The 22,660-nt window shown below is 69.4% G+C and carries 25 protein-coding genes; 19 read left to right on the forward strand and 6 right to left on the reverse strand.

The window, feature by feature from the left end:
* Positions 1-26 precede the first annotated feature (26 nt).
* The gene (locus tag QQM72_RS27865; RefSeq protein ID WP_314223590.1) at positions 27-845 is read right to left on the reverse strand and encodes a DciA family protein; all 819 of its coding nucleotides are present in this window, start codon (positions 843-845) and stop codon (positions 27-29) included.
* Positions 842-3,472 carry a hypothetical protein gene (locus tag QQM72_RS27870; RefSeq protein ID WP_314223591.1) on the reverse strand — a complete coding sequence of 877 codons (2,631 nt, stop codon included), beginning with the start codon at positions 3,470-3,472 and terminating at the stop codon, positions 842-844. Before QQM72_RS27870 ends, QQM72_RS27865 begins: the two co-directional genes overlap by 4 nt.
* Before the next feature lie 790 nt (positions 3,473-4,262).
* On the opposite strand from QQM72_RS27870, the gene QQM72_RS27875 reads away from it, so the two are divergent.
* On the forward strand, positions 4,263-4,910 hold the full coding sequence (locus tag QQM72_RS27875) for a hypothetical protein (protein WP_314223592.1): 648 nt from the start codon (positions 4,263-4,265) through the stop codon (positions 4,908-4,910).
* On the opposite strand, the gene QQM72_RS27880 is transcribed toward QQM72_RS27875, so the two are convergent.
* The 4 genes from QQM72_RS27880 to QQM72_RS27895 all read right to left on the reverse strand — a co-directional run bounded on the left by QQM72_RS27880 (position 4,868) and on the right by QQM72_RS27895 (position 8,464).
* Positions 4,868-5,794 (reverse strand): NAD(P)/FAD-dependent oxidoreductase, encoded by a 927-nt coding sequence (locus QQM72_RS27880; protein WP_314223593.1) that lies wholly within the window; start codon positions 5,792-5,794, stop codon positions 4,868-4,870. The two genes, QQM72_RS27875 and QQM72_RS27880, sit on opposite strands and share 43 nt — an antisense overlap.
* Positions 5,791-6,402 (reverse strand): isochorismatase family cysteine hydrolase, encoded by a 612-nt coding sequence (locus tag QQM72_RS27885; RefSeq protein ID WP_314223594.1) that lies wholly within the window; start codon positions 6,400-6,402, stop codon positions 5,791-5,793. The genes QQM72_RS27880 and QQM72_RS27885 overlap by 4 nt, the downstream gene beginning before the upstream one ends.
* A complete protein-coding gene (locus QQM72_RS27890) occupies positions 6,377-7,081 on the reverse strand; it encodes a hypothetical protein (protein ID WP_314223595.1) in 705 nt (234 codons plus the stop codon). Before QQM72_RS27890 ends, QQM72_RS27885 begins: the two co-directional genes overlap by 26 nt.
* Positions 7,082-7,711: 630 nt before the next feature.
* Complete coding sequence (locus QQM72_RS27895) at positions 7,712-8,464, reverse strand: GntR family transcriptional regulator (protein ID WP_314223596.1); 753 nt, start codon at positions 8,462-8,464, stop codon at positions 7,712-7,714.
* A 513-nt stretch (positions 8,465-8,977) separates the two neighbouring features.
* Between QQM72_RS27895 and QQM72_RS27900 the strand changes: the two genes are divergently transcribed.
* The 18 genes from QQM72_RS27900 (at position 8,978) to QQM72_RS27985 (ending at position 22,587) form a co-directional block, all read left to right on the forward strand.
* On the forward strand, positions 8,978-9,925 hold the full coding sequence (locus tag QQM72_RS27900; RefSeq protein ID WP_314223597.1) for a hypothetical protein: 948 nt from the start codon (positions 8,978-8,980) through the stop codon (positions 9,923-9,925).
* Positions 9,926-10,365: 440 nt separating this feature from the next.
* Entirely contained in the window at positions 10,366-10,863 is a 498-nt protein-coding gene (locus QQM72_RS27905) for an ATP-binding protein (protein WP_314223598.1), read from the forward strand.
* A 173-nt stretch (positions 10,864-11,036) separates the two neighbouring features.
* Complete coding sequence (locus QQM72_RS27910; RefSeq protein ID WP_449657439.1) at positions 11,037-11,363, forward strand: WhiB family transcriptional regulator; 327 nt, start codon at positions 11,037-11,039, stop codon at positions 11,361-11,363.
* 75 nt (positions 11,364-11,438) lie between these two features.
* Positions 11,439-11,615: a hypothetical protein gene (locus QQM72_RS27915; RefSeq protein ID WP_314223599.1), complete on the forward strand. Its 177-nt coding sequence runs from the start codon at positions 11,439-11,441 to the stop codon at positions 11,613-11,615.
* Between the two features lie 206 nt (positions 11,616-11,821).
* The gene (locus QQM72_RS27920; RefSeq protein WP_314223700.1) at positions 11,822-12,013 is read left to right on the forward strand and encodes a DUF5999 family protein; all 192 of its coding nucleotides are present in this window, start codon (positions 11,822-11,824) and stop codon (positions 12,011-12,013) included.
* 91 nt (positions 12,014-12,104) lie between these two features.
* The gene (locus QQM72_RS27925; RefSeq protein WP_314223600.1) at positions 12,105-13,712 is read left to right on the forward strand and encodes a DUF2637 domain-containing protein; all 1,608 of its coding nucleotides are present in this window, start codon (positions 12,105-12,107) and stop codon (positions 13,710-13,712) included.
* A gap of 33 nt (positions 13,713-13,745) precedes the next feature.
* Positions 13,746-13,910: a hypothetical protein gene (locus QQM72_RS27930; protein ID WP_314223601.1), complete on the forward strand. Its 165-nt coding sequence runs from the start codon at positions 13,746-13,748 to the stop codon at positions 13,908-13,910.
* A gap of 135 nt (positions 13,911-14,045) precedes the next feature.
* Positions 14,046-14,315 (forward strand): hypothetical protein, encoded by a 270-nt coding sequence (locus QQM72_RS27935; protein ID WP_314223602.1) that lies wholly within the window; start codon positions 14,046-14,048, stop codon positions 14,313-14,315.
* Between the two features lie 183 nt (positions 14,316-14,498).
* On the forward strand, positions 14,499-14,966 hold the full coding sequence (locus QQM72_RS27940) for a hypothetical protein (RefSeq protein WP_314223603.1): 468 nt from the start codon (positions 14,499-14,501) through the stop codon (positions 14,964-14,966).
* 19 nt (positions 14,967-14,985) lie between these two features.
* The gene (locus QQM72_RS27945; protein WP_314223604.1) at positions 14,986-16,281 is read left to right on the forward strand and encodes a hypothetical protein; all 1,296 of its coding nucleotides are present in this window, start codon (positions 14,986-14,988) and stop codon (positions 16,279-16,281) included.
* Positions 16,278-17,006: a hypothetical protein gene (locus QQM72_RS27950; RefSeq protein WP_314223605.1), complete on the forward strand. Its 729-nt coding sequence runs from the start codon at positions 16,278-16,280 to the stop codon at positions 17,004-17,006. Before QQM72_RS27945 ends, QQM72_RS27950 begins: the two co-directional genes overlap by 4 nt.
* Before the next feature lie 174 nt (positions 17,007-17,180).
* Positions 17,181-19,256 carry a hypothetical protein gene (locus QQM72_RS27955; RefSeq protein ID WP_314223606.1) on the forward strand — a complete coding sequence of 692 codons (2,076 nt, stop codon included), beginning with the start codon at positions 17,181-17,183 and terminating at the stop codon, positions 19,254-19,256.
* Between the two features lie 24 nt (positions 19,257-19,280).
* Positions 19,281-19,568: a hypothetical protein gene (locus QQM72_RS27960; RefSeq protein WP_314223607.1), complete on the forward strand. Its 288-nt coding sequence runs from the start codon at positions 19,281-19,283 to the stop codon at positions 19,566-19,568.
* Between the two features lie 127 nt (positions 19,569-19,695).
* Positions 19,696-20,124, forward strand: coding sequence for a hypothetical protein (locus QQM72_RS27965; RefSeq protein ID WP_314223608.1), 429 nt, complete (start codon positions 19,696-19,698; stop codon positions 20,122-20,124).
* A 93-nt stretch (positions 20,125-20,217) separates the two neighbouring features.
* On the forward strand, positions 20,218-20,823 hold the full coding sequence (locus QQM72_RS27970) for a hypothetical protein (RefSeq protein ID WP_314223609.1): 606 nt from the start codon (positions 20,218-20,220) through the stop codon (positions 20,821-20,823).
* A gap of 118 nt (positions 20,824-20,941) precedes the next feature.
* Positions 20,942-21,469 (forward strand): hypothetical protein, encoded by a 528-nt coding sequence (locus QQM72_RS27975; RefSeq protein ID WP_314223610.1) that lies wholly within the window; start codon positions 20,942-20,944, stop codon positions 21,467-21,469.
* A complete protein-coding gene (locus QQM72_RS27980) occupies positions 21,466-21,672 on the forward strand; it encodes a hypothetical protein (RefSeq protein ID WP_314223611.1) in 207 nt (68 codons plus the stop codon). The genes QQM72_RS27975 and QQM72_RS27980 overlap by 4 nt, the downstream gene beginning before the upstream one ends.
* 189 nt (positions 21,673-21,861) lie before the next feature.
* Positions 21,862-22,587, forward strand: a complete 726-nt coding sequence (locus QQM72_RS27985) for a hypothetical protein (RefSeq protein WP_314223612.1) — start codon at positions 21,862-21,864, stop codon at positions 22,585-22,587.
* Positions 22,588-22,660 lie beyond the last annotated feature (73 nt).

The raw sequence follows: 22,660 nt of genomic DNA on the forward strand, positions 1-22,660 counted from the left end.
CAGCGGTATTTGGCCAAGTTGCACGTTCATGCTGTACGCCGGTCAGACAGGGTCTGTTCCCCAGCTGCGGTGCTGACGCGTTGGGCGCGCTCGGCGCGGGCTCGGCGCGGAGCCTGGGCGTGCGTGGCCTTGGCCTTGCGGTGGCGCTTGGCCCGGGTGTTCTCGATCGAGTCCGGGTCCGGATCGGGGAACGCGCGTCGGCTGAGCTCGCGCAGGGCACGGGTCTGTGCCTCGATCGCCTCGGCGATGGCTGGGTCTACGTGTCGCTCTGGCCGGGCTGCTTGGTGTGCAGCGAGCGCCTGGTGGTAACCGTCCGAGGCGGTCTCACGGGTGTGCACCGGTCCGGCGGGCGCAGTCGGGCGCGGGTCCGGGTCGGCGACCGGCGTGGCAAGGCTGGCCTTTCCGGGTGCGGGCGAAAGGACGTTCAGGATGCGCACGTTCGCGCCTGGCACCGTAGCGTTGGCCGTCTCGATCAGCTTCGGGGCGCTCCAGCGCAGCTTCGTGCCGTACGCGGGGGCCTCGGGGACGACGTCCAGGCGGCCGGTGTCCGCGTCGAACCCCACGGCCTGGACGTGACCGGCGAGTTCAGGCGCGGCCGCAGCGAGGACGTCGTTGAACTGGGCGAGGACGCTGCCGCCGGCGGCCGGGGCGACCATGCCGCGCTCGGTCATCAGCATGTTGATCGCGGCACGGAGCCCGAGCGGCTCGCGGCCGTCGTGCCGCACCACCTGTGTCCGGGAGCTCTTCGGCTTCTCCTGGCGGCGGCCGCCGTTCTTCTTCGCCGCCTCCCGGGCCGCGGCCAGGGCCTGGCGTGCGAGGTCTACCCCGCTCAGCTCGCTGCTCACGCGATCACCGCCTCGGCCGTCTCGTGATCGAGGGGCCGGGCCGCGAGATCGGTCAGCCGGGCCGACCACGGAGCGGCCGCGGCCGTGTCAGTGCGCTGCGCCGTCAGCTCGCGCAGCTGCTCCAGCCGCACCGCCAGCAGGTACTCGGCAGTGCGCTCTCGGGCGGCGTCGGCGGCCTTTGTCGCGGCGGCGACGGCGTCCGCGCGGGTCGGGTTCGCGCGGAACCACCTGCGGTTCTGTTCGGTCTTGTACGCCCGGCGGGCCTCCGCGTCGGCTTCCTCGGTCCGGCCAAGCCGCCCGAGGGCGCTGCTGCGGTACTCCGGCAGGGCCTGCTGTACGACCTGGAGGGCGTTGAAGGCGAGCACGGACGCCGCCGCGACCGGGTCCGCCTCCAGTTCGCCCGGCTCCATCAGCTCCAGGAACTGCTTCAGGGCGGTCTCGATGTCGGCTTCCAGCGTTGCGCGGACATGGGCGGTGACCGCAGCGACGTCGCCCGGGTCGGTCAGGTCGGCCGCCCAGGTGGCCGCGACCAGCCCGGCCTCCGCAAGCGCCGCCTCGGTCCGGCGCCGGTAACCGCACGTCTCGCACAGCCCGGCCGACCGCTGCTGCCCGCAGTCCTCGCACGGCAACGCCTGGCGGACCACTTCGGCGGCCGCCACCTCCTGGCGCTCGCGTTCCCCCCGCTCCCGAGCAGCCGCACGGGCCGCCTCCCGCCGTGCCTGCTCCGCCAGCGCCTGCTCACGGCGCCACACGAAGTCCTCCGCCTCGATCGCGGCGTGCTCACGCATCCGGTCCTCGAGGACCTGGCGGCGCTCCGCCCCACCGATGCCGGGCAACTCCCGGTCGACGTCAGCCGCGATCCGCACCCGGCGGGCACGGCGGATGTGGATCACGTTGCCGCAGTTGGCGCAGTCGCTGCCGGTGTCCAGCCGGATCCCGTCGTCGCAGCGCAGGTCCGAGCAGGCCGGCCGCTGCACCAGGCCCCGCCGGGTGATCCAGCCGAACGGGCTGTTGATCCGGGCCTCGCCCCCGGTCTCCTCCAGCCGGTCGGTGAGCCGATCGGCCAGCAGCCGCGGCGCGCCCTCCGGCTGCATCAGCAGGTTCTTCAGCCGCTCCAGCTCCGCGTTCACGGCCGCCACGACCTGGTCCTGCTGCCAGCGGTTCAGCCCCGCCCACAGCCACGCGACCGGCCCCAGAGCCACCCGCAGACCAAGATCCTCGGGAAGGTCCGCCCTCCCCTGCTGCCGCGTTTTTCCACCCACCACGGCCTTAGGCCGTCCACCGGCCTGGAACCCGGCAGCACGCTGTCCACCCTGCTCACTGACCGCGGACTTGCCAGGCTTTTCCCCGCGGAGCGGGCCGACCTCTGCCACCGGCAACGCTGGCTCGGCAGCGGCGTCTTCGCCGCCGACGGCCTGGTCCTCGCGCACGTACACGCGCTCCGGCCGACGGCCCTCACCCCCACGGCCTTCGCCGGAAAAACCCCCAGAGAGTGGCGGAGAAGAGACGGGAGTAACCACAGAAGCGTGGTCTGCGTGGAACTCTGCACCATCGGGACGCTCCCGATCTTCCGCCTCCATGGCCGCCTCAGCACCACAAACTCCAGACGTACCAAGGGTGTCGGCACCATAGCCGGGAACATGATCTCCGACCGCACCATCGGGACGCTGCGAAAACACCGACCGGGAGCTCGAAACCGGCTCCACAGGGTCCAGAACACGGCCGTACGCGCGGGCGACGGGCAGCAGCATGACCCGGCCACGACCATTCATCCGCGTCACCGTCGCCTTCCGCCCCCGGGCGACCACACCCGCCTTCGTCAACCTGGCCAGCACCTTCCGCGCCCCCGACGGCGAGCAGCCCAGCAGCCGGGCCAGCGTCGCCGCCCCACGCCCCTCCTTCTTCCGCACCGAGCCGCCACACAGCTGCAGCCAGCCCGACGCCCTCGTGTTCAGCACCATCAAGAGCAGCCCAAGCCGGTCGGTCGCAGCCCCCTTGCCCGTACGGCCGGCCAGCAGCCCGGCCGGAATCGGGTCCTTGTCCTTCGGTGTCCAGCCCGGCCCGAACAACGCCTCGATCAACCGGAGCAGCGTCGCCAGCTCAGCCTTCGACAACGCCAGCGGATCGGCCGTTCCCCCGCTCTTGCGCGCCCTCCACAGCGGCATGACCAGGCAGTCCAGCCCGGTCGGGTGCCCCTTCGCGTCCGTCACGACCCTCGTGTGCAGCGCGTCCGAGCCGCGTAGCGCGGGCAGCACCTTGTGATGGACCGTGGACTCCTTCATCCCCAGCCACCGGCCCAGCTCCGCACCCCAGATCGACGACTGGTTGTCGCCCTCGCGGCCCTGCGGCGCCCGGGACTTCGCGTACAGCACCACCGCCGCCAGCTTCGGGGCATCCTTCAGCCCGGCGATCGACGGATCTTCCAGCAGCGCCCGAATCGCGGCCAGTAGCCGCAGCCGCATTCCCCGACCCAGCCGCAGCGCGTCACCCAGGTCCTCGCGGCCGGAGCGCCCCTCGCCCGGCACCGAGCGCAGAACATCTCGCTGCCGGGGAAGTACCGGAGCGTCGATCACGGCGTCGTCGGTGAACTCCGGAAGCGTCGTGGCCACTGCCGAAACGGCGCTCACGTCGACATCCCGGAGAACCACGCTCGGGACGCCGTCCTGGCCCGCTCACATGGCGGAGTGGCCGAGTGATAGGGAAAGTGTGACCGGTAAGACGGCGCAAAATGCGCCAACCGGGCATGGATGGGCTGACAAAGGGCAGCAGCATGCTGCAACATAGGTCGTGCCTTCCTGGATGGTTCTGGAGGCATGAAAAAGGCGCCTTTGGCGCTGGTTCTGGGGAGAACCGAGTTCGACCCGACCGGACAGCTGCTAACTGCCTGGTCGACTCCTTCGGGAGGGCCTGCTAAGCCCGCCCGGTGGAAGATGGGACGCCATAGCCGAGGTGACTGCTAATCACCTGGGTGGCCGGGCGTCCCGGCGGTTGAAAGACCCGCTCAGCGGGCGCCGCCCATCGCACCTACTCCATCTCGCCCCCTTCCGGGGCAGAGGTACGCCCGCAGCCGGATCGGCGCGGGAAGGCAAAGAAGGCACCCGACCGGAGCGACGTACGAGCTGTCGCTGCCACGGCGGGTGCCTTGGTGTGTGCCTGTCGGAGGGTACGGGTACCCTGCATCATGTCGAGACCTTCCCTAGATAGGTCTGCGGCCGTGCCCCGGAGCACCACCTCGCGGGGCTTAACCATGTCCATATGGATCTTATTTAGGGGACACGGTACCCCTCCTAGATCCCGCGGCGACACCCCGGTACCGCTCGTGTCGTTAATGGATGAACGCCCCTTGACGGAGCGCCAGACCTCTCGGTCACCTGCCCTGTTCCCCACCCGGGGCACCGTCCGGGCATGATGAGGGGTATGCACGCGACGCAGATGCCAACGCACGACGATCCCCTGGACGTGGAGACCTTCGCCCGTCCTGAGCAGCAGCGCCGCTACACCGCGGCCATGCACCGCATCGCCGCAGAGCGCCGCACCGGGGACCCGGTCCGCGTATACGTCAGCGCCGCCCCCAAGACCACGACCGACGCCAACTGGCAGCGCTGGCTCAAGCGCATCACCGAGGACCTGCCCGACGGCGTCGAGCTCCTCCACTACGGGTCCGCCTTCGAGGGGCAGCCCTACGCCTGGGAAGCGCTCGTAGACCAGCTCGACGGACTCGTCGTCATCGGAAGGCCAAAGCGCCTCGGTAGTCGTGTCCACGTCCTCGGACCCGTTGCCCGCCTCGAGCTTCGCTCGATGGTCGCGCAAAAGCCCGTCCTGCTGTTCACCCACAACCTCGGCCTCGTCCCCGTCATCGACTGCAAGAGCCAGGTCATGGCGCCGTCCGAGGCGCCGAGGCTGAAGCTGATCGCTCCCAAACGCTGGAGCCGCGACTCGGCCACGCTCCAGGCCGCCCTGGACGCTCTCCGGCCGGTCGACGGCAACGGCCAACGGCCGGAAGCACACCGAGACACGGCGGATCACCTGGTGGCTCCATTCATCGGTCGAAGCGCGGTGTCGTAGTAGTAAGCGAGCACCGCCTCGGCCCCTGACCCCTGGGCGGTTGCAATGCGTTGGAAGCGGGCAGATCGAAGGTCCCCCGCGATTCGGATGCGCCGGTGCTGCTGATTGGACGGGTGGTAGCCGTCACCATCAGAGATCAATCCAGTTAGACCAGCTGGCTTGCTCCCGAGGTTGTTGAGTATCGACGTAGCTGCGTAGACGTTCTTGGTCCCGTCCTGGCCCTTCACCTCGACCGTCCAGCCGTCGCCGGACGCGGGCCTGGAAATGGCGGCGTGCGACACAGGGACCAGTCGTACACGACCGTCGTCCTCGACTTCGGCCGCCTTGTATTCGTCGGATGGTGGGCAAAGCACGTGCAACGTCGTCGTCGCGTCCGGGTGCGCTCGCAGCCAGGTCCCGAGCGGACGATCAGCTCCGAGGACGTACGTTCGGCCCGTGAGCTCCTGGGGAGTGGCGCGCCAGAGCGGAGAAGGGGAGAAGTCGGTGGGTGCGCTCACCCACTCCAGTTCGGAGGGAGACAACTCAGTCACACCGGTGGCGACCACGATGGACCCCGCAGTGAACACGCGTCCGTCGGCGAGGACGAGTTCGGCTCGGTCGTCGTGCCCACTGACCTTCAGCCCGTGGCCCCGCACAAGGGTGCATCGGCCGGCATCCTGCAGACGCTCAAGGTCTGCGGTCAGGGCCTCGGCCAACTGAGGGCCGGTCGACCAGCAGCCCGGAACGTTGTCCATGGCGCCGATCCTGTGCAGCTTGCCGCCCACCGGGCCGGACTCCACCACGATGGCCCGCAGGTTCACGCTGGCCGCCATGAGCGAGGCTGCCACCCCGGCCGGGCCGGCGCCGACCACAAGCACGTCTGCGTCGTACGACGATGCGCTCACGTCTGCGCTCCCTCGGTTCCGCTGATTCGGGATAGGACGGCCTCGCTGGTGATGAGCTGGGATGCGCCGATGTTCCGCGCGGCGAGCAGCAGTGCGGCGTCGTGGTACTGAGCTCCGCCGCTGGACGCGCAGGCGTCGGTCACGATCCACGGCCGATAGCCGCCCTGATAGGCGGCCACTGCGGAGTCGTACACGCATGCGTCCGTGTCGATGCCGCACAGCACGAGATCGGTCCATCCCGACCTCCGAAGGATCTCGGCACCCTCGGGTGTGAAGACGGAGGCCTGCGCCTTGTTGATGACAGCGGCCGCAGCATCGACGAAAGGCGCGAGCTCAGTAACGAGAGCCTGCTCCTCAGGTGTGCGCAGCCTCGTCCAGCCAGTGATCGTCTCGTACGGCGAGCCAACTGCGTTGTAGAACCGCGTCAACACCACGGGACCGCCAGCCGCCCGCCACCCCTCAACGAGCCGCACGATAGTGGGGAGAACGCCACCACTGTGCCGGTTGACAAAGCCCTGCTGTACGTCGATGACCAGCAGCGCCGTCGAACGAGGTTCCACACAGTCCGCCTTCCCATGACCGTCATTGAATGCTGTCCCGAAGGGCATCCTGGGCAGCACGCAGCCGATCAGGAAGTTCGCTCGTGGCGAGGATCGCCTCTCGCATTACGCGGTGCTGGGCCGTCTCCGTCGGCCGGGCGGTGGTAAGCCGGACGTAGGCGCCGCGCAGGAAGCGCCACCCGTACTCGGCCGGCATCACCGGGTCCTTGCCTTCCTCGATCATGTGCAGGACGTGCGAGGACAGAGCCCACAGCGCCTGAACATCCAACTCCAAGGACACAATCTGGCTCGTTGTCAGGGCACGTTCGTCCGGCTGCGGGTGGTAAGCCACCCCAGACCAGCCAGCCACTCCCCGCGAAGCACCACCGTCGAACGCCACGGCTTCCGGGTGCGCCCAGCCGTCGCGGAATTTGACGTCCTCGACACCGGTCCCGAGAGGCGTGATGTTCTGCGGGTTTTGGCGGTTGACGAGAACCGACGGTGTCGTCAATAGCTGCAGAGCGGTGCCGAGCCCGGGCCTGGTCCACGAGTGGTCACGCAATTCGTACACCGACAGGACGTACTCCGGATCCGGCGAAGGAACAACCGCAGTCCCACCCGGGCTGTACTGCCCCAACAGGTGCGTCATGCGCTGGCCAACCCAGGCACGATCAGTCAGATACGAGCGGTACCGCCACACCGCTAACTCAGTGAGGGAGTCGACACGGTGGTGCTCTTCCAGCAGCACCAACGCGATCCCACATGCGTAGACGTGGACCGTGGATGAGTGTGCCGTTCGATGCCCACCGGGTAGCACTCGCTGCTCAAGGCCTCCAGGACCCGACGGTCGTGGTGCCCCGGCTTCGTAGAGCGAGCCGAGCCGCTCACCCAGGTACACGGGTAGGAACTTGTGGGAGACGACGGTGCAAGGCGCCGGCTGGGCGTCCTCAGTCCCTGTGGCACTACTAACAGAGTCCCCCCGCAGTGCCGCCAGCCGGAAGCGAAATGCCTCCTGCTCTTCTGGAGTGCACTGAGTGAGTGCCGCATCGAGGATCTGTGCCATTGAAGGACGGCATTCGCGATCTTTGTTCTCACGCCAGTGGGAAACCGTCCGGGGGCTGATGCCGAGGTCCTCTGCGAACGCGCGTACCGACTGACGCTTCACCGACCGCAGCAGCAGCGCCTCTTCACCTGTCCACCGATCCACAGCGATCACTACACACCCCCTAAATGGTCCTTGACCAGGCAGACGATACCGTATTGCCACGCTGAGTCCACACTGCTTCCACGCAGGGGCATCTCGCTCAACGTCCGAACCTCAGAAGCTGGTTGACGTCGGAACCAGCCACTCAGCGATCGGTCGGAAGCACCCATGGCGTCAGGCGTCGAACTCATAGTCGAGAATGTAGCTAGCCGAGTCGAGAGTCATTTCGTTGATCTCGACCACACGCTTGTCAGCGTCGAACGCCGTTCGGCAGACCTTGAGCACCGGCCGCTCCATGGACATCCCCAAGGCAGCTGCTTCGACACTGGTCGGCAGACGGCCGCGGATCTCCTCGCGGAAGTGGACCGGCGCGTGTCCAAGGTCGGCGAGACGCGCGTACGTCCCACCTGGTCCTGTATCCGCCTGAGTGATCGCCGACCCTGCTACGAGACTGAAAGGCAGATAGGACGTCGCGAGCATGACGGGACGTCCCTCGAGTACGAAGCGCCGCGAGCGAGCGCAGGCCGTCTCCCCCTCTCCAAGCTCAAGCATGCGGATGATGTGGGCTGGCGGAGTGACCTCCTCGACAGTGACTTGATCCACGGTCAGCGGCCGGCTCTCATCTGCGGCCCAGATGGACTTTCCGCTGCCCCACTGATCGCGCGCCAGGCGCTGAATGCCTCGTCGTCGGACTGGGTGGAAGGCCTGGACGAAGAAGCCGGCCCCCTTCCGGGACTCGGCGAGGCCCTGACTCGTAAGCACACGGAGTGCTCGGCGGGCAGTCATGGGGGCAACGCCGTACTGCGGCGCGAGGACGTTTTCCCCAGGCAGCCGGTCCCCAGGGCCGTACTCCCCCATCTCGATCGCTGCCTTCAGCGCGTCAGCGATCTGAAGGTACTTGGGCTCGGCACCCGATTCTTCCGCCATTCGACTCCTCACCTCGCTAGCGATCCTAGGGGCTTCGATGTCTAACGCCAGTATCGCGGCGGCTGGACGGTCCGATCTGTGACTCTCCGACTACATTTCGATAGCGAGACCCTTGACTTCGATAGCGAGCATAGCCTTCACTGGAAGCATCTTCGATATCGAAGCTGTGGAGAACCTGCTTCCGGATTCGCCGGGCTGGCTACCTGGCGCTGCGTCCTAGGCAGATCGGCCACCCAGAACCGCTGCAAGCGGAGCCGGACAGGGAGTCGGACATCGAGTCCTGACACCTCGCACGACCAACCGAAAAGCGCAGCCTGCTCGCCATCGCTTACATGCGGCACCGGGGTGACCGACCACAAGGTCGACACGATGTCCCCCGATGGGTGAGAGCAGGGCAGCCAGACAGCAGTTGCGCTGCCTGTCCTCCACGATCCGACCAGCGGATTTCCGCTGACGGCTCCTGGTCGGCAGGGAACGCAGCCCATGTCACTCCCCCGTGTCTAGGAGCCCGCCTTGCGTATCAGCAAGCTCCCCCCGTACCGGCTCAGCGACTTCCGGCCGCAGCACATCAACCTCCGCGAAGGCGAGCTTCCCCTGCTCAAATGCCCGGAGTGCGAGTGCTGGCATTCGGTGCAGCGCAGCCTCCTGACCCCGCACTACCCGAAGCCCGGGAAGCGGTGTCCGGGGAGCGCACGCCGCATCGACTTCGGCGACCTCACCCTTGAGGAATGGCGGGAGAAGTGGGGCGCCGCGCTGGTCGAGGGCGACCTCGCGACTCGTGCGCGGCGGAGTGCACGGCAGTTCAGCAAGCCGGCCCCGCCCGCAGGGCAGCCGGTCCACCGCATGTCCCACACCGCCCAGATGTCGCCGCTCGAGCGTGCTCGGCAGGCGATCGTCCGGCACCAGGGCAACTGCAAGATCTGCCGTGGCGGCAAGCGGTGCCGGATGCCGATGGTTCTGGCCCAACGCGAGGCAGGCCGATCGGGGTTGGCGGCGCTGGAGCAGGCACTACGTGCGGTCGCCCGTCACCGAGTCGACTGCGCCGACTGCCAGCGGGGCCAGTACTGCCCCATGGGCTATGAGTTGGCCGAGCGAAGGGCCTGGACGGCACGAACCCGCGAGGACGTGGCCCGGCAGCAGATCCGCGAACAGCGGGAGGATGAGAACTGGGCGCGCGGCCGCGACCAAAGCAATGCCCGCAGGCGGGCATCGGACTGGCGGCGCCTGGAGCCCACCGTCCGGCGCACCGACCGCGAACGCGAGGTACAAGGGCTGCGCGGCCCGCTTTTGAACCACGCCCTCTACGCCTGCACGGACTGCCGCCCAGGACACCTGTGCGGGACCGGCCGTGCGATCCAGGACCGCTTGGCTTCGGAATCTGGCCCGGGCCTCGCATCCGCAAGGGTTCGCCCTCCTACCCACCACCGCGCACGCCGCGTCAAGCCCAGCATCGGCAGGTAGGAGAGAACAGTACTGCGCAGCGGCTGCGCCGATCCTGGAGCACTTCGCGCAGGCGCAGGACGCCTACCAGCAGCGCGAGAACCTCTACACCTGATCCCCGCGCACCGCGTGACCTGCGTTACCTGTGATCGCCGCCCGTCTGACGAGCGGCGATGGCAGGGGGCAGCAGGATCCTTCAGGTCACAGCAGCCCTGCTGGGTTGGCCTCCGCTAGGGGAGGCCAACCCAGCCCGAGAAAACCGAACAACGACGACGGCCCCGGGATTGCGCCCCGGGGCCGTCGTCGATCGTCCGCCCATCTCAAGTGAGAGGAAGAACAACCTTGCTGAAGAACATCTTGGCATCCCGGGCACCGCTCGGTGCACAGGGGGACGAGCACCCGAGCCAGGAAGACGAGGGCCTGCGCCGGGCCAGGGAGCACGACCAGAGGAGTGGGGCCCGGTGACGGTCGCTGTCTTCGGTACCGGCACTCTGCACGCCGCGGCCGTGGACGAACGACTCATGGTCCCCGACTCGGTGCCGGGTCTGGCGTTGACCGAGCGGCGGCGGGGCTTCTGCGCTGAGATGACGGCCTCCCGGGAGGCCTTCAGCGCCGTTCGCGCGCTGACCCGCGCGGTGGCGACGACGTACAGCGCTGACCCGGGCCTCGCCGATTCCGCCGAACTCGTGGTGTCCGAGCTGATGGGCAACGTGCTGCGGGCCAATTCGGAGAACGAGCCCGTCCTGCTGATCGCCGAGGTGTCCGCGGTCCCGTCCGGCGTCGAGGTAATCGTTCACGACGCCGTGCCGGGCCAGCCGGACCGCCGCGATGGCGCCTTGGACAGCGCCGAGGCGATGTCCGGACGTGGTCTGCACCTGCTCGACCTGCTGACCGATCACTGGACGGTCGAGCCGTCGCCGCTCGGCAAGCGGATCAGGTGCCGCCTTCGCGCTGAGTAACACCAGCTGTTTTACGGGCGGACGGTCGGAAGGTCAGCTTCTGCCATTGCAGCACCACCGCACCTGGCGGGGCCGCAGATCACCGCGCCCAGCCGCCCCCACTCCCCCCCCGCAGCCCCAGGGACGCCGCATTCCTGGGGCTGCCCCATTTGCGATCTCAACGGAGGACCCCCATGCAGGACATCCAGGACCTCGTCAGCCTCTCGGCTCCCCACTTGCCCGCCTCCGAGGCCGGCGTCGACTGGCGGCATCGCGCCGTTTGCCGGGAGGAAGACCCCGAGTTGTTCTTCCCGATCGGCAACACCGGTGGGGCGCTGCTGCAGATCGAGGAGGCCAAGGCGGTCTGCCGCCGCTGCCAGGTCATCGAGCAGTGCCTGCAGTGGGCGCTGGAGTCCGGGCAGGAGGGCGTCTGGGGCGGACTGTCCGAGGATGAACGGCGCTCGATGAAGCGCCGTGCCGCCCGCAGCCGGCTCCAGGCCAGTAGGGCGGCGACGGCATGACGGACGCCGACCAGAAGCGCCTGGAGGACCCGGTTCGCCGGACCAACGAGCAACACGACTTCGGCCGTCGTGCCCATGGCTGAGTCCCTGTACGACCGCTACATGAAGGCCGCGGCCGCCAACCGCGCACACGGTGAGACCTGCACCGGGTGCTCGCCGGACGCGCGATGCGGCACCGGCCAGCGCCTGTCCGAGTCGCTCGAACGGCTCCAGGACGCCTACCTCGCTCGGCAGAAGAAGACGCGAGGCTGACCCGCACACGGGACGGGAATCCAACTTCGCTCCTACTCCGCACTGTTCGACCAGGCCGGCCGCCCGCACGACGGGCGGCCGGCCTTTCGCACGCCTCCAGCCCGGGAGAGTCTCGGGCCCGCATCCCCGCAGGAGAGCCCATGCGCAGCAACACCCAGCTCGACACCGCGACGACCACCACCGACACCACTCGGCTGCCGGACTCGCTGTGCACGCACACCCCGAAGTGCCCGACGGCCCACAGCTCGGACCGCGAGGCCGCGCACGTCGTTGCCGCTCACCCGGAGCAGGGCTGGAGCCTGCTTTGCAACGGCCTCCTGCTCTTCGAGGACACCGGCGAGCTGCTCCCCGACGGCCGGGTCATCGCCCCGCGCCGGCCTTTCGTGGCCACGGCCTGACGGCTGCCTGATCCGCCCGCACCGACCGCCGAACCCTGGCGGCTGGGTCGGGCCCCCACCGTCTCTGTCCCGGACAATCAAGGAGTTCTTCATGACTGCGCCCAGTCCCCCGGACGCCCCCCACGACCAGGAGCGCGAGCGGCTGCCCGCACCGGCCGACGACGAGGTCGTCCTGGCGGAGGGCGTCGTCGACGCCGACGGCGGCCCCGGCAAGAAGTCCCTGCCGCTCGGCACGGGCGAGAAGTGGCTGATGGGCCTGGGCATTCTGCTCGCCAGCGGCGTCTCCGGCCTCGGCCTGGTCTCCTCCTACAGCGCCGTGGAGGACAAGGCCGCCACCCCGATCACGGAGGGCGGCTGGCAGTTCGAGTTCCCGTGGATGCTGCCCATCGGCATCGACCTATCCATCCTCGGGTTCTCCCTGGCGAACCTGCTGCTGATCCGATTCGACAAGCCGCTCGGCTGGGTCAAGTGGGTGCCGCGCCTGGGCACCGCCGCCACGATCTACCTCAACTGGGAGTCGTCGGTCTCACTGCCCGCCCAGCTGGGTCACGCGGTGCTCGCCTCGCTGTGGGTGGTCTTCTCGGAGATCTTCGCCCACCTGTACGCGGCGCACATCGGTGAGGCCAAGGGTCGCCCGTCGATGGACGGTGTCCGGCTGTCGCGCTGGTTCCTCTCCCCGATCGCGACCGCCCGCATTTCGCGGCAGATGAAGCTGTGGGAGATCACCTCGTACGAGGTCGCCCTCCGACTCGACAAGGAGCGGATGGTCTACCGGCAGATGCTCCGCAAACGCTACGGCAGCAAGTGGCGGCGGACCGCGTCTTCGGATGAGCTTCTGCCGATCAAGCTCGCCGACTTCGGACTTTCGGTTGAAGAGGCCCTCGAAGTCCCCGAGGCCGAGACCGAGAAGGAACGCCTTCGGGCCGAGCGGGCGCGCTTTCGGGAAGCCGAAAGCGAGCTTCGCCAGGTCGAAACGGAGGCCCGGATCCGCGCCGCGAAGCTGGACGCGGAGGCCGAGGCGATCCGCGCCGAAGGCCGTCTGGAGATCGCCCGGACCGAGGCCCAGAACGCCGCCACGATCGAGCTTCGCAAGGCCGAAGAAGAGCTTCGGCTGCGCTCCGCACGCGCCGAGGCGGAGGTCATCAAGCTCAAGGCGGACACCGACGCGGAGATTCACCGCACCCGCCGCGAGCAGGAAGAAGCCCAGCTCAACTGGGACGCCGAGCGGCGCCGGCAGGAACTGGCGGCGCAGGCCGAGGAGTCCGCGGAGATCGCGGAGGCCCGCGCCCGCCAGGCGCAGGCCGACCAGCTGGCCCAGGAGGCCGAAGCCGCCGCCGAGAAGGCCGCTGCCGAGGCCGCCGAAAGCAGGCGCGCGGCTGCCGAAAGCAACCGGCTGCGCCTCGAAGAAGAGGCGAAGGCGATGCAAGCGGAAGCTGACAAGACCGCCGCCGGACGCCGGATCGCACAGGACCGGGAGGCGACCGCTCAGGCCGAGGCGAAAGCCGCGGAGCTCGAAGCCGAAGCCCGAATGACGCCGGTCGAAAGGGACGCCCGCAAGGTCGCGGACCTGATCCGCGAGCACGGCGACGACAACCTGACGCTGGAACAGATCAGCGAGTACCTCGGGGTGTCGGTGACCACCGCCCACGACCGCCGCAAGCGCGCCCGCCGGATCCTCGGCATCGCCGACGCGGCCTGACCAGCACCTTCAACCGATCGAGAGGAGCCGACGGTGAACACCGTCCTGTACGTGTTCAGCACGCTGGCCGTGGCCGCAGGCCTCCTGGGCATCCCGGCCACCTTCACGTTCCTCGCCCACGCCCGTACCGAGCACGGCCACGGGCCGGGCTGCTGGTGGTGCCACCCGCACTTCCCGCACCGGCGGAAAGCCCGCTGACCTGCGAAAACGATCCGCTTCGACGGTTCCACCGGCCCCCGAGCTGCTGATGACAACTCGGGGACGCGGTGAAGGCGCCGAAGCGCCGATACCAACCCTGCCACGAACCCGCCCCGGAAGGAGACAAAACCGCAGGTGAGCGACACGCAGACCGCGCCGTGGAACAACCCGCCGCAGCGCAAGAAACCGCTCAGGCGCAAGCGGGCCGAGAAGCAGGCCCGGCAGGCAGAGCACTGGGGCCGGCGCCTGGAGGACGCCCGCAAGGAGGGCCCGGACGCGGTCGCCGAGGTCACCTTCGACCGTCTCCGCAGCGTCCTCGAGAAGCTCCCCCAGGAGGCCCGGGACCGCGCCTACGAGGCCGTCGCGGCCGCCCTCGAGAACATCCGCGAGACGCACGCACAGTGACCGCCCGGCTGTTACGCGAGCTGTTACGAGCCCTGTGACAAGCCGCTGTAACAGAGGAAACAGACCCCACCCGTGCGGCCGCGCACACCCGTGCGCACAGGCGCGCCCGTGCGCGCGCGAGATTACGACGTTCCGTGATTAACCGTCAAATCCCCAACCCAGTACCGGAAGGACGACTTTTCCATGATCGACGCCACTGTGAGCGCCGCGGCCGGCGGGGCCTGCGCAGGGTCCGCCGCTCTCCTGTACTACGCGGAGAAGCTGCCCGGCCTGAACAAGATCACCAACAAGCTGCACACCGACCGCGCCCAGGCCCTCCTGATCGCGACCGCCTCGGCCGCCATGGTCGCCACCCCGGCCGGCCGCTGGTGGAACGAGACCGTCAACACCATCAACACCTGGGCGACCAGCTCGATCGGCGAGTGGACCGGCCTGATCGTCACCGGCTTCCCCGCCCTGGCCGTGACCTTCGTGTTCGTCAACGACCTGGTCACCCGCAAGGTCGAGATGCGCACCCGGATCCTGGGCGCCATCCTGCCGGTGCTCGCCTCCACCATCCCCGGCCCCATCGGCGATTTCATCCAGTCCTCCCTGGCCTGGGTCGTCACGACCGTCGGCCGCCTGGTCGCCGGCGCCTTCGGCCTGGCCTGAACAGGGAGGTAGCTGAGTCGTGTTCGAACTGCTGCTGCTGGTCGCCATCGCCTACGCCGGAGCACGCGGCGTGGAGAAGGTGGCCGGCGTCAACAACCGCCGCTACGACACCCCCGAGTCCCGCGAGGTCGTCGAGAAGGTCGCCGCCAGCGGCTCGACAGACGACAAGACCACCACGGTGGTCAAGTCGCCCAGCCCGACTGAGCCGGGCGGCACCTTCAGCTCCCGGGCGCCACGCAGCGCCAAGGTTGGCGGCAAGGCGGCCTACCCGCTCGCGGTCATCACCGAGACCGGCTCCACCATGTGGAAGGCCGTCGGCGAGGGCTACCGCGAGCGGTGGCCGGAGATCCGCGAAGAGCACCGCCGCAAGATGGAGGTGAAGGCGGAGGAACGCCGGCGGAAGAAGGAAGAGCTCGAGGCGAAAAGGAGGGCGGAAGCGGCGCAGGCGAAAGCCGGACCCCGCCCGCCGTACCCGCCGTACCCGCCGAAGCCGACCGAGCCGCCGAAGACCGTCGACCTCGACGCGAAGGCCGACGATCCGGACGCGAATGAAAAGCCGGAGGAGGCGAAAGCCGCCCCGGCAACCCCCGAAGACGGCACCGGCATCCCGTTCCTGACCGGCGGCCCCTACATAGACCTCAACGCCGCCCTCGATCAGGCGATCAAGGAGGCGGAGGCGAAGGCCGAAAGGGCGAAGAAGGAAGCCGAGGAAGCCCGCTCCCAGGCCGCCAGGGACAAGGTCCTTGCCGCGCAGAAGGAAGCCCGCGAGGCGAAGGAACGTGAGGCCGCGGCCGAGGAGCGGGCCCGCGCGGCCGAAGCCAAGGCCTCCGAGCCGAAGCCCGCCGGTACCGAACCCGAAGCACCCGCACAGCGCCGCCACTTGAGCGTGGTGCCCGACCCCGCACAGAACGGAGATTTCATGTCCTCACCTGCCTCGGTCATCCCGGAGATCCGCACCCTGGACGGGCTGATGAACGCGCTCACGCTCACGAAGGCGATGTGCGAGATGCGTTCGGAGGAGGCCATCGCGATCGCCGCCGATGACAAGGCCTTGTCCGACCGGCTGGACCAGATCGAGGCGGAGCTGGCCGACCTGGAGGTCGACGACAAGACCCGCGCCGAGATCGACGAGCTGCGCGACTCCATCCGCACCCAGTCCCAGGCCGCAGCCGCATACGGGGCGGCCGCCAAGGACGCCGGCGACTTCGCCGTGGCCGCCGCGGCCGCCGCCTACAAGTCCCACGGCGGCATCGCCGAGGCTGTCCAGTCGTCCCCGGTCGAGCGGGCCGCCCAGGCCGGCTACTACGACCGGTGAGCGAGCCCCGGCGGGTCGAACCGTACGTGTGGGAGTACAAGGACGTGCACGGCATCCGCCGGCAGGTCAACGTCCACTACACGCGGATCGGCACCACCGTCATCTACGACCCCCGCCACCCCGGCGACGAACTGCCTTGGTTCGACGCCGACTACGAGCGCGACAGCGACCGGGGCCGCTGGGAAGACAGCGACATCGTCACTCTCGGCTCCCCCGACGACCCCGGATACGGGCTGATCGCCCCGGACGCCGACATCGACGCCCCCGAGGACTTCAGCGGCGTCATCGAGGACGTCGCCTCCGAACCCGGCCCCGAACAGGAAGGAACCCGCCCCATGGCGATCACGAAAATCGGTGACGTCGTCAACCACCGCGCCCTGCTCAACGCCCTGAACACCATCCGCGCGGAAGTCGAGTCGCGGCAGGAGGACGTCAACAACCTCGCCGCCTGGTCCGCCGAGATGGCCGAGCGGATGAACGGCATCGCGGAGGAGCTGAAGGCACTCAAGGTCGACACGTACACCGTCGGCAACGTCAACATGCTCGGCGACCTGATCAACGGGCAGAAGACGGCCGCCGACGCGTACAAGAACGCCACCGACATCTCCGTCAACCAGGCCGAGACCGCCGCGCGTACCGCGCACCGCAACCACGGCCGCATCCAGGACGCCGTCGACGACGCCGACGTCCCGATGGCGCAGAACACCTTCTACGACGCCGAATAGCGCCGACCAGCCGCAGCAGACCAGGCTTCCGGGCCCGCCGATCTGGCGGGCCCGGTCCCTGTGTTGCCCAGACGCCCCCGACCCGCGCCCCAGCCGGCGCGGTTCGGAGGCGGTGGGGAGCACCGGGCCCCCGACCCCGTCCTCCAACGCCCCGAGCATGAAGGGAATACCGCCGTGCGTGCCCCGAAGGAACACAGCCCCCAGTACCTGAAAGGCGTGGTCGACTTCGCCTCCTTTGTCGCTGCGCAGAACAACGAGACCCTGGCCAAGGCGGCAACCGGCAAGAAGCAGTCCCGCACCCTCCAGCAGTGGGCGCTCGACAACCGCGGCCGCCTCACCCTCGCCTCCCTGGCCGCCAACATGGGCCCGGCCGGTGAAGTGCTGTCCGCCACCCCTGACGGCTGGAAGACCGCCCTCACCCTCGGCTTCGCCGGGGCCGCGGGCGCCGGCGCCTGGGGCTGGGTGCCCGGCCTCATCAAGTGGAAGGGCGAGTGGCGGCCCGCCCGCACCCTGCCCTCCGACACCGACCGCTACATCGGCCTGTCCATGCCGGTCACCGGCTCCACCCTGCTCACCATCATGGCGAGCGTCGGCGGACCCGAGTGGGGAGAAAACCCCTGGTGGGGCGCCTCCCTGGCCTGGTCGCTCGGCTACGGCGCCTGGACCTGGCGCCGCTGGGGACGACGCCCGACGGCCAAAGCCCCCGAGCTCACCCGGCAGATGCTGGACTGGGTGGAGTACGCCGCCGTGACGGACGGCCCGTACCCCAAGAGCAAGCTCGTCTCGCCGCTCGCCCTGCCCAAGGGCGGCTGGTCGTCGGAGATCCTCCTGCCGCGGAACAAGACGTTCGAGATCCGGCTGGTGGAGACCGCGTCCGCGCTCGACATCGACGACCTCGACCTGATCGCAATGGAGCGGCTCGGTCCCCGCCGCGGCCGCATCAGCGTGTTCACCGAGAACCCGCTGAAGAAGGGCACCCTCTTCGGCCCCCAGCACGTCCTGGACCCGGCGACCGGACTTGCCCCGATCGGCATCTACTACGACGGCGAAGAGGCGCACTACCGGTTCTTCCTGCCGGGCTCTGGCGCCGTGCACTCCTTCGTGACCGGCACCACCGGCTCCGGCAAGTCCCGCCTGCTGGACGGGCTGCTCGGCATCGAACGGCGCAGCCCGCTGGTGTGCTCGATCGTCATCGACCCGCAGGCCGGCCTGTCGCTGCCGGACTGGCCCGACGGCGTGGCCGTGTTCGCCCCCGGCAACGCGTTCGGCATCGTCGTCCTGCGCGCCGTCCACGCCCTGATGAAGGAGCGCAGCCAGCGCTACAACCGCATGAAGTGGGTCGACGAGAAGGGCCGCACCCGCGTCGGCCGCGCCTTCTTCGTGCCCGGCGATCCCGACCCGCTGATCTCCATCACCCTCGACGAGGCGCACGACCTGCTCAACGACCCCGAGTACGGCGAGGAAGCCGTAAGGATCATCGGGGACCTCGCGAAGGAAGCCCGGAAGGTCGGCATCAAGTTCCGCCTCGCCAACCAGTCGCCCAACGCGAGCGAGTTGGGCGGCGAGACCCTGATCCGCGACCTGCTACAGGGCGGCAACAACGCCGTCCTGCGCTCCGGTTCGTCCGCGACCGGCAAGCGGGCCGCCGGCACCGCGCTGGCCGGCGTCGACCCGGGCGCCATCCCGAAGGAGTTCAACGACGGCACCGGCACCGGCGGCCTCGGCTACCTCGCCGGACCCGACAACCGTGCCGCGATGTGGCGCGCCCCGTACGTCGAGGACCCCTTCGGCCTGGCCCACGAGGGCGAGACCACCGGCATCGAGCAGGCCAGCATCGACGCCCTGCCGATCATCCGGCACATCCTCGAAGAGCACGCCCTGATGCTCGCCCTGCGAAACGCCGGCCAGCAGTACACCTACGACCCCGAGCGGTTCACCGGCACGGCTCCGTCCCCGGCGAAGAACCCCGCCAGGCCGCCGGTGCCCGGCGTGGCCATGGAGAAGGTGCCGGACGCCGTGGAGCCCGACGGCCCGACGATGTCCGACACAACCCGGCAGATCGTCGCGTTCCTCCTCAAGCACGGCAAGCCCGCAGCCCCGGCGATCATCTCCAGGTCGCTGGGCGTGCCCGGCCCCCGGGTGCGCACCGCGCTGAACCGCATGAAGGACGACCCGAAGGTGCCCGTCACCAACCTCGGTCACGGCGCCTGGGTCCACACCGACCACGCCGACTACATGGCCGCCGCCTGATCCCCCTCGCGAAGGAGATAGCCCATGTCCAGCACCGACCTCAGTGCGCTCCCGCTCCTGAACGCGGCCACCGACCTGGTCCGCCAACGGGCCGCCCACCGCGGTAGCGAGTCCGCCCCCGCCGGGCCGGTCACCGTCGTCCTGGACGAGGCCACCGACCTCCTCACCGACCCGGCCGCCCGCGACCTGCTGACCGAACTCGCGGCCAGCGGCCGCGCCGTCGGTATCCGCGTACAGCTCCGCTCCCGGCTGTACCCCCAGTACGCCACGCTCGCTGAGCTCAACGACGCCGCAGACCGCGGCGAGCGGTAGACGCCCCTGTCACCGCGGCCGGCCCCTTCTCCCCTGACGGGCACGGCTGCGGCCGTGCCCGTCACACAGCACCTCATGAACACCGGACAGCACCTGGTCGACACCTGATCCGCGAAGGAGACAGCCCGTGAAGAACAGGACCATCCTGCACATCGCCACCGAACTGGTCACCGAGGGCCCTCGGCACGGCTCGCCATCAATGATCAAACGGCGGCTCCACCAGGACCACCACATCGACGTCAGCTTCGAAGTCGCACGCGCGATCCTCGCCCAGCTCTACGGAGCAGGCATCGTCGGGAAGGTCGACCTGACCACCCACGCGCACCCGGTCCTGATGGACCGCGACGAAGCCATGAGCGCCATCACCAAGTTCCAGACCATTGGCGCCACCGACTGGAGCGGCCTCTACGAATGCCCCCAGTGCTGCCGCGTGGCGTCCTGGACCGACGGCCGCATGCGCTCGTGCGGTGATCCGCAAGACGAGTTCTGGTGCCAGACCTGCGGCGCCGAGAAGCCGCTCAGCGCCTGCGCCCGCACAGAACTCCTCCTCGTCTGAACATCCTCCGACCCTCCACCCCCGTGTCACCGAGGCCGGCCCCTTCTCCCCAGTGGCCGGCCTCGGCCGTGCCCGACTCCCCTGGAGCGCCCGATGAACACCGAGCAGCACCTGGTCGACCAGGAAGTCGGCCACCACTCCCCTACCGTGCCCACCGCCATCTGGCAGCCCGCGCCTCAGCAGTACCCGCTTGTCCAGCAGGCGGCCGCCCCCTCTCTGACCCTCTACCAGGTGCCCGTACCCGGCGCCGTCCAGGTGCAGCTCCCCGACGGCCGCATAGCGTGGGGCCGCCCCGTGGAACACTGCCTGGACCCCCTCCCCGCAGGACCGCCGCACGATCCGATGCCGGGCTGGGCCAAGGCGATCGGCATGGTCGCCGGAAGCCTCACCGCTCTTGCCCTTGGAGGCGCGCTGGCCCTCCGCATCGCCGCGCCGGCCCTGGGAGGGCTCGTGGACGTGCTCGACATGCTGTGGAAGGTGGCCCTCGTCCTCGCCGTCATCCTCTTCGGCGCCGCAGTCGTCGTCCGTTGCCTGTTCGCCAAGACCGCCGCCTACGCCGGCGGCGACACCGGCTCCGGTACGGACAGCGGACAGACGGTCATCTTCGCCCCGCAGATCGACACCGGCGGCAATCGGGTCATCGGCCGTGGCGGTGACGTGAACATCCAGTGGGGCGACGGCAACCGCAACAAGCAGTAGCCGTCGCCGAGTTCGTCCTGCCGACCTGCCTGGTCCTCGGTCCGCCCCAACGGGCGTCCCCGAGGTCCGGCCAGGCCGCCCGGCCCCACCCCCTCAACCCGCCCGCAAGGAGCCCCCGTTGACCACCACCCCCACCCCTCCTACCGAGATCCAGTACTGCCAGCACGCCGCCAGAGTCGTCCGCGTCGAAGCCCCTGTCGTCACCGAGATGGTCGCCGCCCTCGCCCACCTGGACCAGGCACGCGAGGCCGACCCGCACGTCAGCGCCGCCTACTACGCGCCCGGTGGCCAGCAGCACCTGGTCCTCGCCTGGATTCGTACCAACGCCGACAAGATCCGCTCCAGCCTGGACGCCCTCGTCAACCGGTACACCGACCCCGGCCAGGGGCTCATCAACCAGGTATCGCAGCAGCTCACCACATGGACCGACCCGGCCACCGGCCGTACCTACGACCTGGCCGCCGACTACGTGCCCGCCGACGACGCCCGCCGCCGCCCCGGCATCGTGTGGCGTTACCGCGGCATGCACGCCGCCAGCGGCGCTCCTATCCTCCACCCCCACCGGCTGCTCGACCGGACGCCGTGCGCCGGGCCCTGCTGGCCGGTAGACAAGGTCACCACCCTGACCGCCGGGAGCAGCGCATGACCGCTCCCGCCATCATCACCTTTGCGGAAACCGCGGCCCTGTACGCCGTCCTCACCGAGGACCTTGCCGCCGCCCGGCGCATTGTCGACGGCATGCTGCCGAGCGAACGCGCGCAAACTCGCCCAGCAAGTGAATCAGTTGCGCGAGCTGCTCGGCCCACGCTGCGACGCCCTCACCCCGATCGGCACGAACGTTCTCACTGACCCGCTGAGCCCCCAGCGGCAGTACCTGTGCCGCGACTGCGCAGCCACTCAAGCTCCAGCTACCTGACCCGCCGACCCGCCCGGTCCCCGCCGCCCCGCACCTTCGCGGTGGCTCCGGGGACCGGCCAGGCCGACCGGCCCTGCCAGCACTCACCGAAGCGATCCCGCCGACCCGAGAGGCGACACGACATGAGCGTCACCCCGTTCCCCGACACCCACGCCGAGCGCGAGCAGGAGCCCTCCGCCCACGCCCCGGCCTACACCTGGTGGAGGCAGTTCAGCGGCACACACGGCTGGCTCGGCCTGCGCCTGAACGAACTGCGGATGGCCCCCACCTACGGCTGGAAGCTCATGGCCGGATGGATCAAAACCGGCATCATCATGGCTGCCGTCCTCGCCGCACTCTTCTCGATGTACGGCATCGGCACCACCGTGATCGACATGGCGCGTGCCCTGCCGTGGTCCACCCCGACCAGCGACGACCACACCGGCCTGCTCGCCACCATCGACCAGCCGGTCCGCTCCTACCTCTCCACCCACACCCAGACGCTGCCGATCACCGCCACCACCGCGTACGGCACCTGGCAGGCCGTCGGCGTCGTCGCCTTCCTCCTTGGCTACCTCCGCAACACCCCGGCCCGCCTCACCTGGACCGCATGGGGAGCGGCCACCGTGACCATGGTGTGGATCGCGACCCCCGAGCCGGGCCGCCAGGTCGCCGCCGGCATCGCCGTCCTCACCTGGACTGCCCTGTCCCTTCTCGCCCTGCGCGGCATCAGCTTCACCCGGCCCGTGATCGTCGACGTCCACGTCGACGTAGAGGCCCCCGCGGTGCGCGCCGAGATCCACGTGCCACCCCAAATCACCCCGTACAAGCCGTACGACCCCACCCAGCAGCCGCCGTCGCTGAACTGAACCTGACCGCTGCCCGTCCGGCCCGCCCCCGCCGCGCGGACCGGGCGGAGAACGGCCAGACCCCGCAAAGGAC

It is taken from the genome of Streptomyces zaehneri, assembly GCF_032248645.1.
In the GTDB taxonomy this organism is placed as follows: domain Bacteria; phylum Actinomycetota; class Actinomycetes; order Streptomycetales; family Streptomycetaceae; genus Streptomyces; species Streptomyces coriariae.

Bases quoted from the DNA above. Each gene is read 5' to 3' on its own strand.
- QQM72_RS27875 (WP_314223592.1), top strand. From the start codon at position 4,263: ATGCACGCGACGCAGATGCCAACGCACGACGATCCCCTGGACGTGGAG.
- QQM72_RS27885 (WP_314223594.1), bottom strand. From the start codon at position 6,402: ATGCCCTTCGGGACAGCATTCAATGACGGTCATGGGAAGGCGGACTGT.
- QQM72_RS27895 (WP_314223596.1), bottom strand. From the start codon at position 8,464: ATGGCGGAAGAATCGGGTGCCGAGCCCAAGTACCTTCAGATCGCTGAC.
- QQM72_RS27910 (WP_449657439.1), top strand. From the start codon at position 11,037: ATGCAGGACATCCAGGACCTCGTCAGCCTCTCGGCTCCCCACTTGCCC.
- QQM72_RS27915 (WP_314223599.1), top strand. From the start codon at position 11,439: ATGGCTGAGTCCCTGTACGACCGCTACATGAAGGCCGCGGCCGCCAAC.
- QQM72_RS27925 (WP_314223600.1), top strand. From the start codon at position 12,105: ATGACTGCGCCCAGTCCCCCGGACGCCCCCCACGACCAGGAGCGCGAG.
- QQM72_RS27940 (WP_314223603.1), top strand. From the start codon at position 14,499: ATGATCGACGCCACTGTGAGCGCCGCGGCCGGCGGGGCCTGCGCAGGG.
- QQM72_RS27960 (WP_314223607.1), top strand. From the start codon at position 19,281: ATGTCCAGCACCGACCTCAGTGCGCTCCCGCTCCTGAACGCGGCCACC.
- QQM72_RS27970 (WP_314223609.1), top strand. From the start codon at position 20,218: ATGAACACCGAGCAGCACCTGGTCGACCAGGAAGTCGGCCACCACTCC.
- QQM72_RS27980 (WP_314223611.1), top strand. From the start codon at position 21,466: ATGACCGCTCCCGCCATCATCACCTTTGCGGAAACCGCGGCCCTGTAC.
- QQM72_RS27985 (WP_314223612.1), top strand. From the start codon at position 21,862: ATGAGCGTCACCCCGTTCCCCGACACCCACGCCGAGCGCGAGCAGGAG.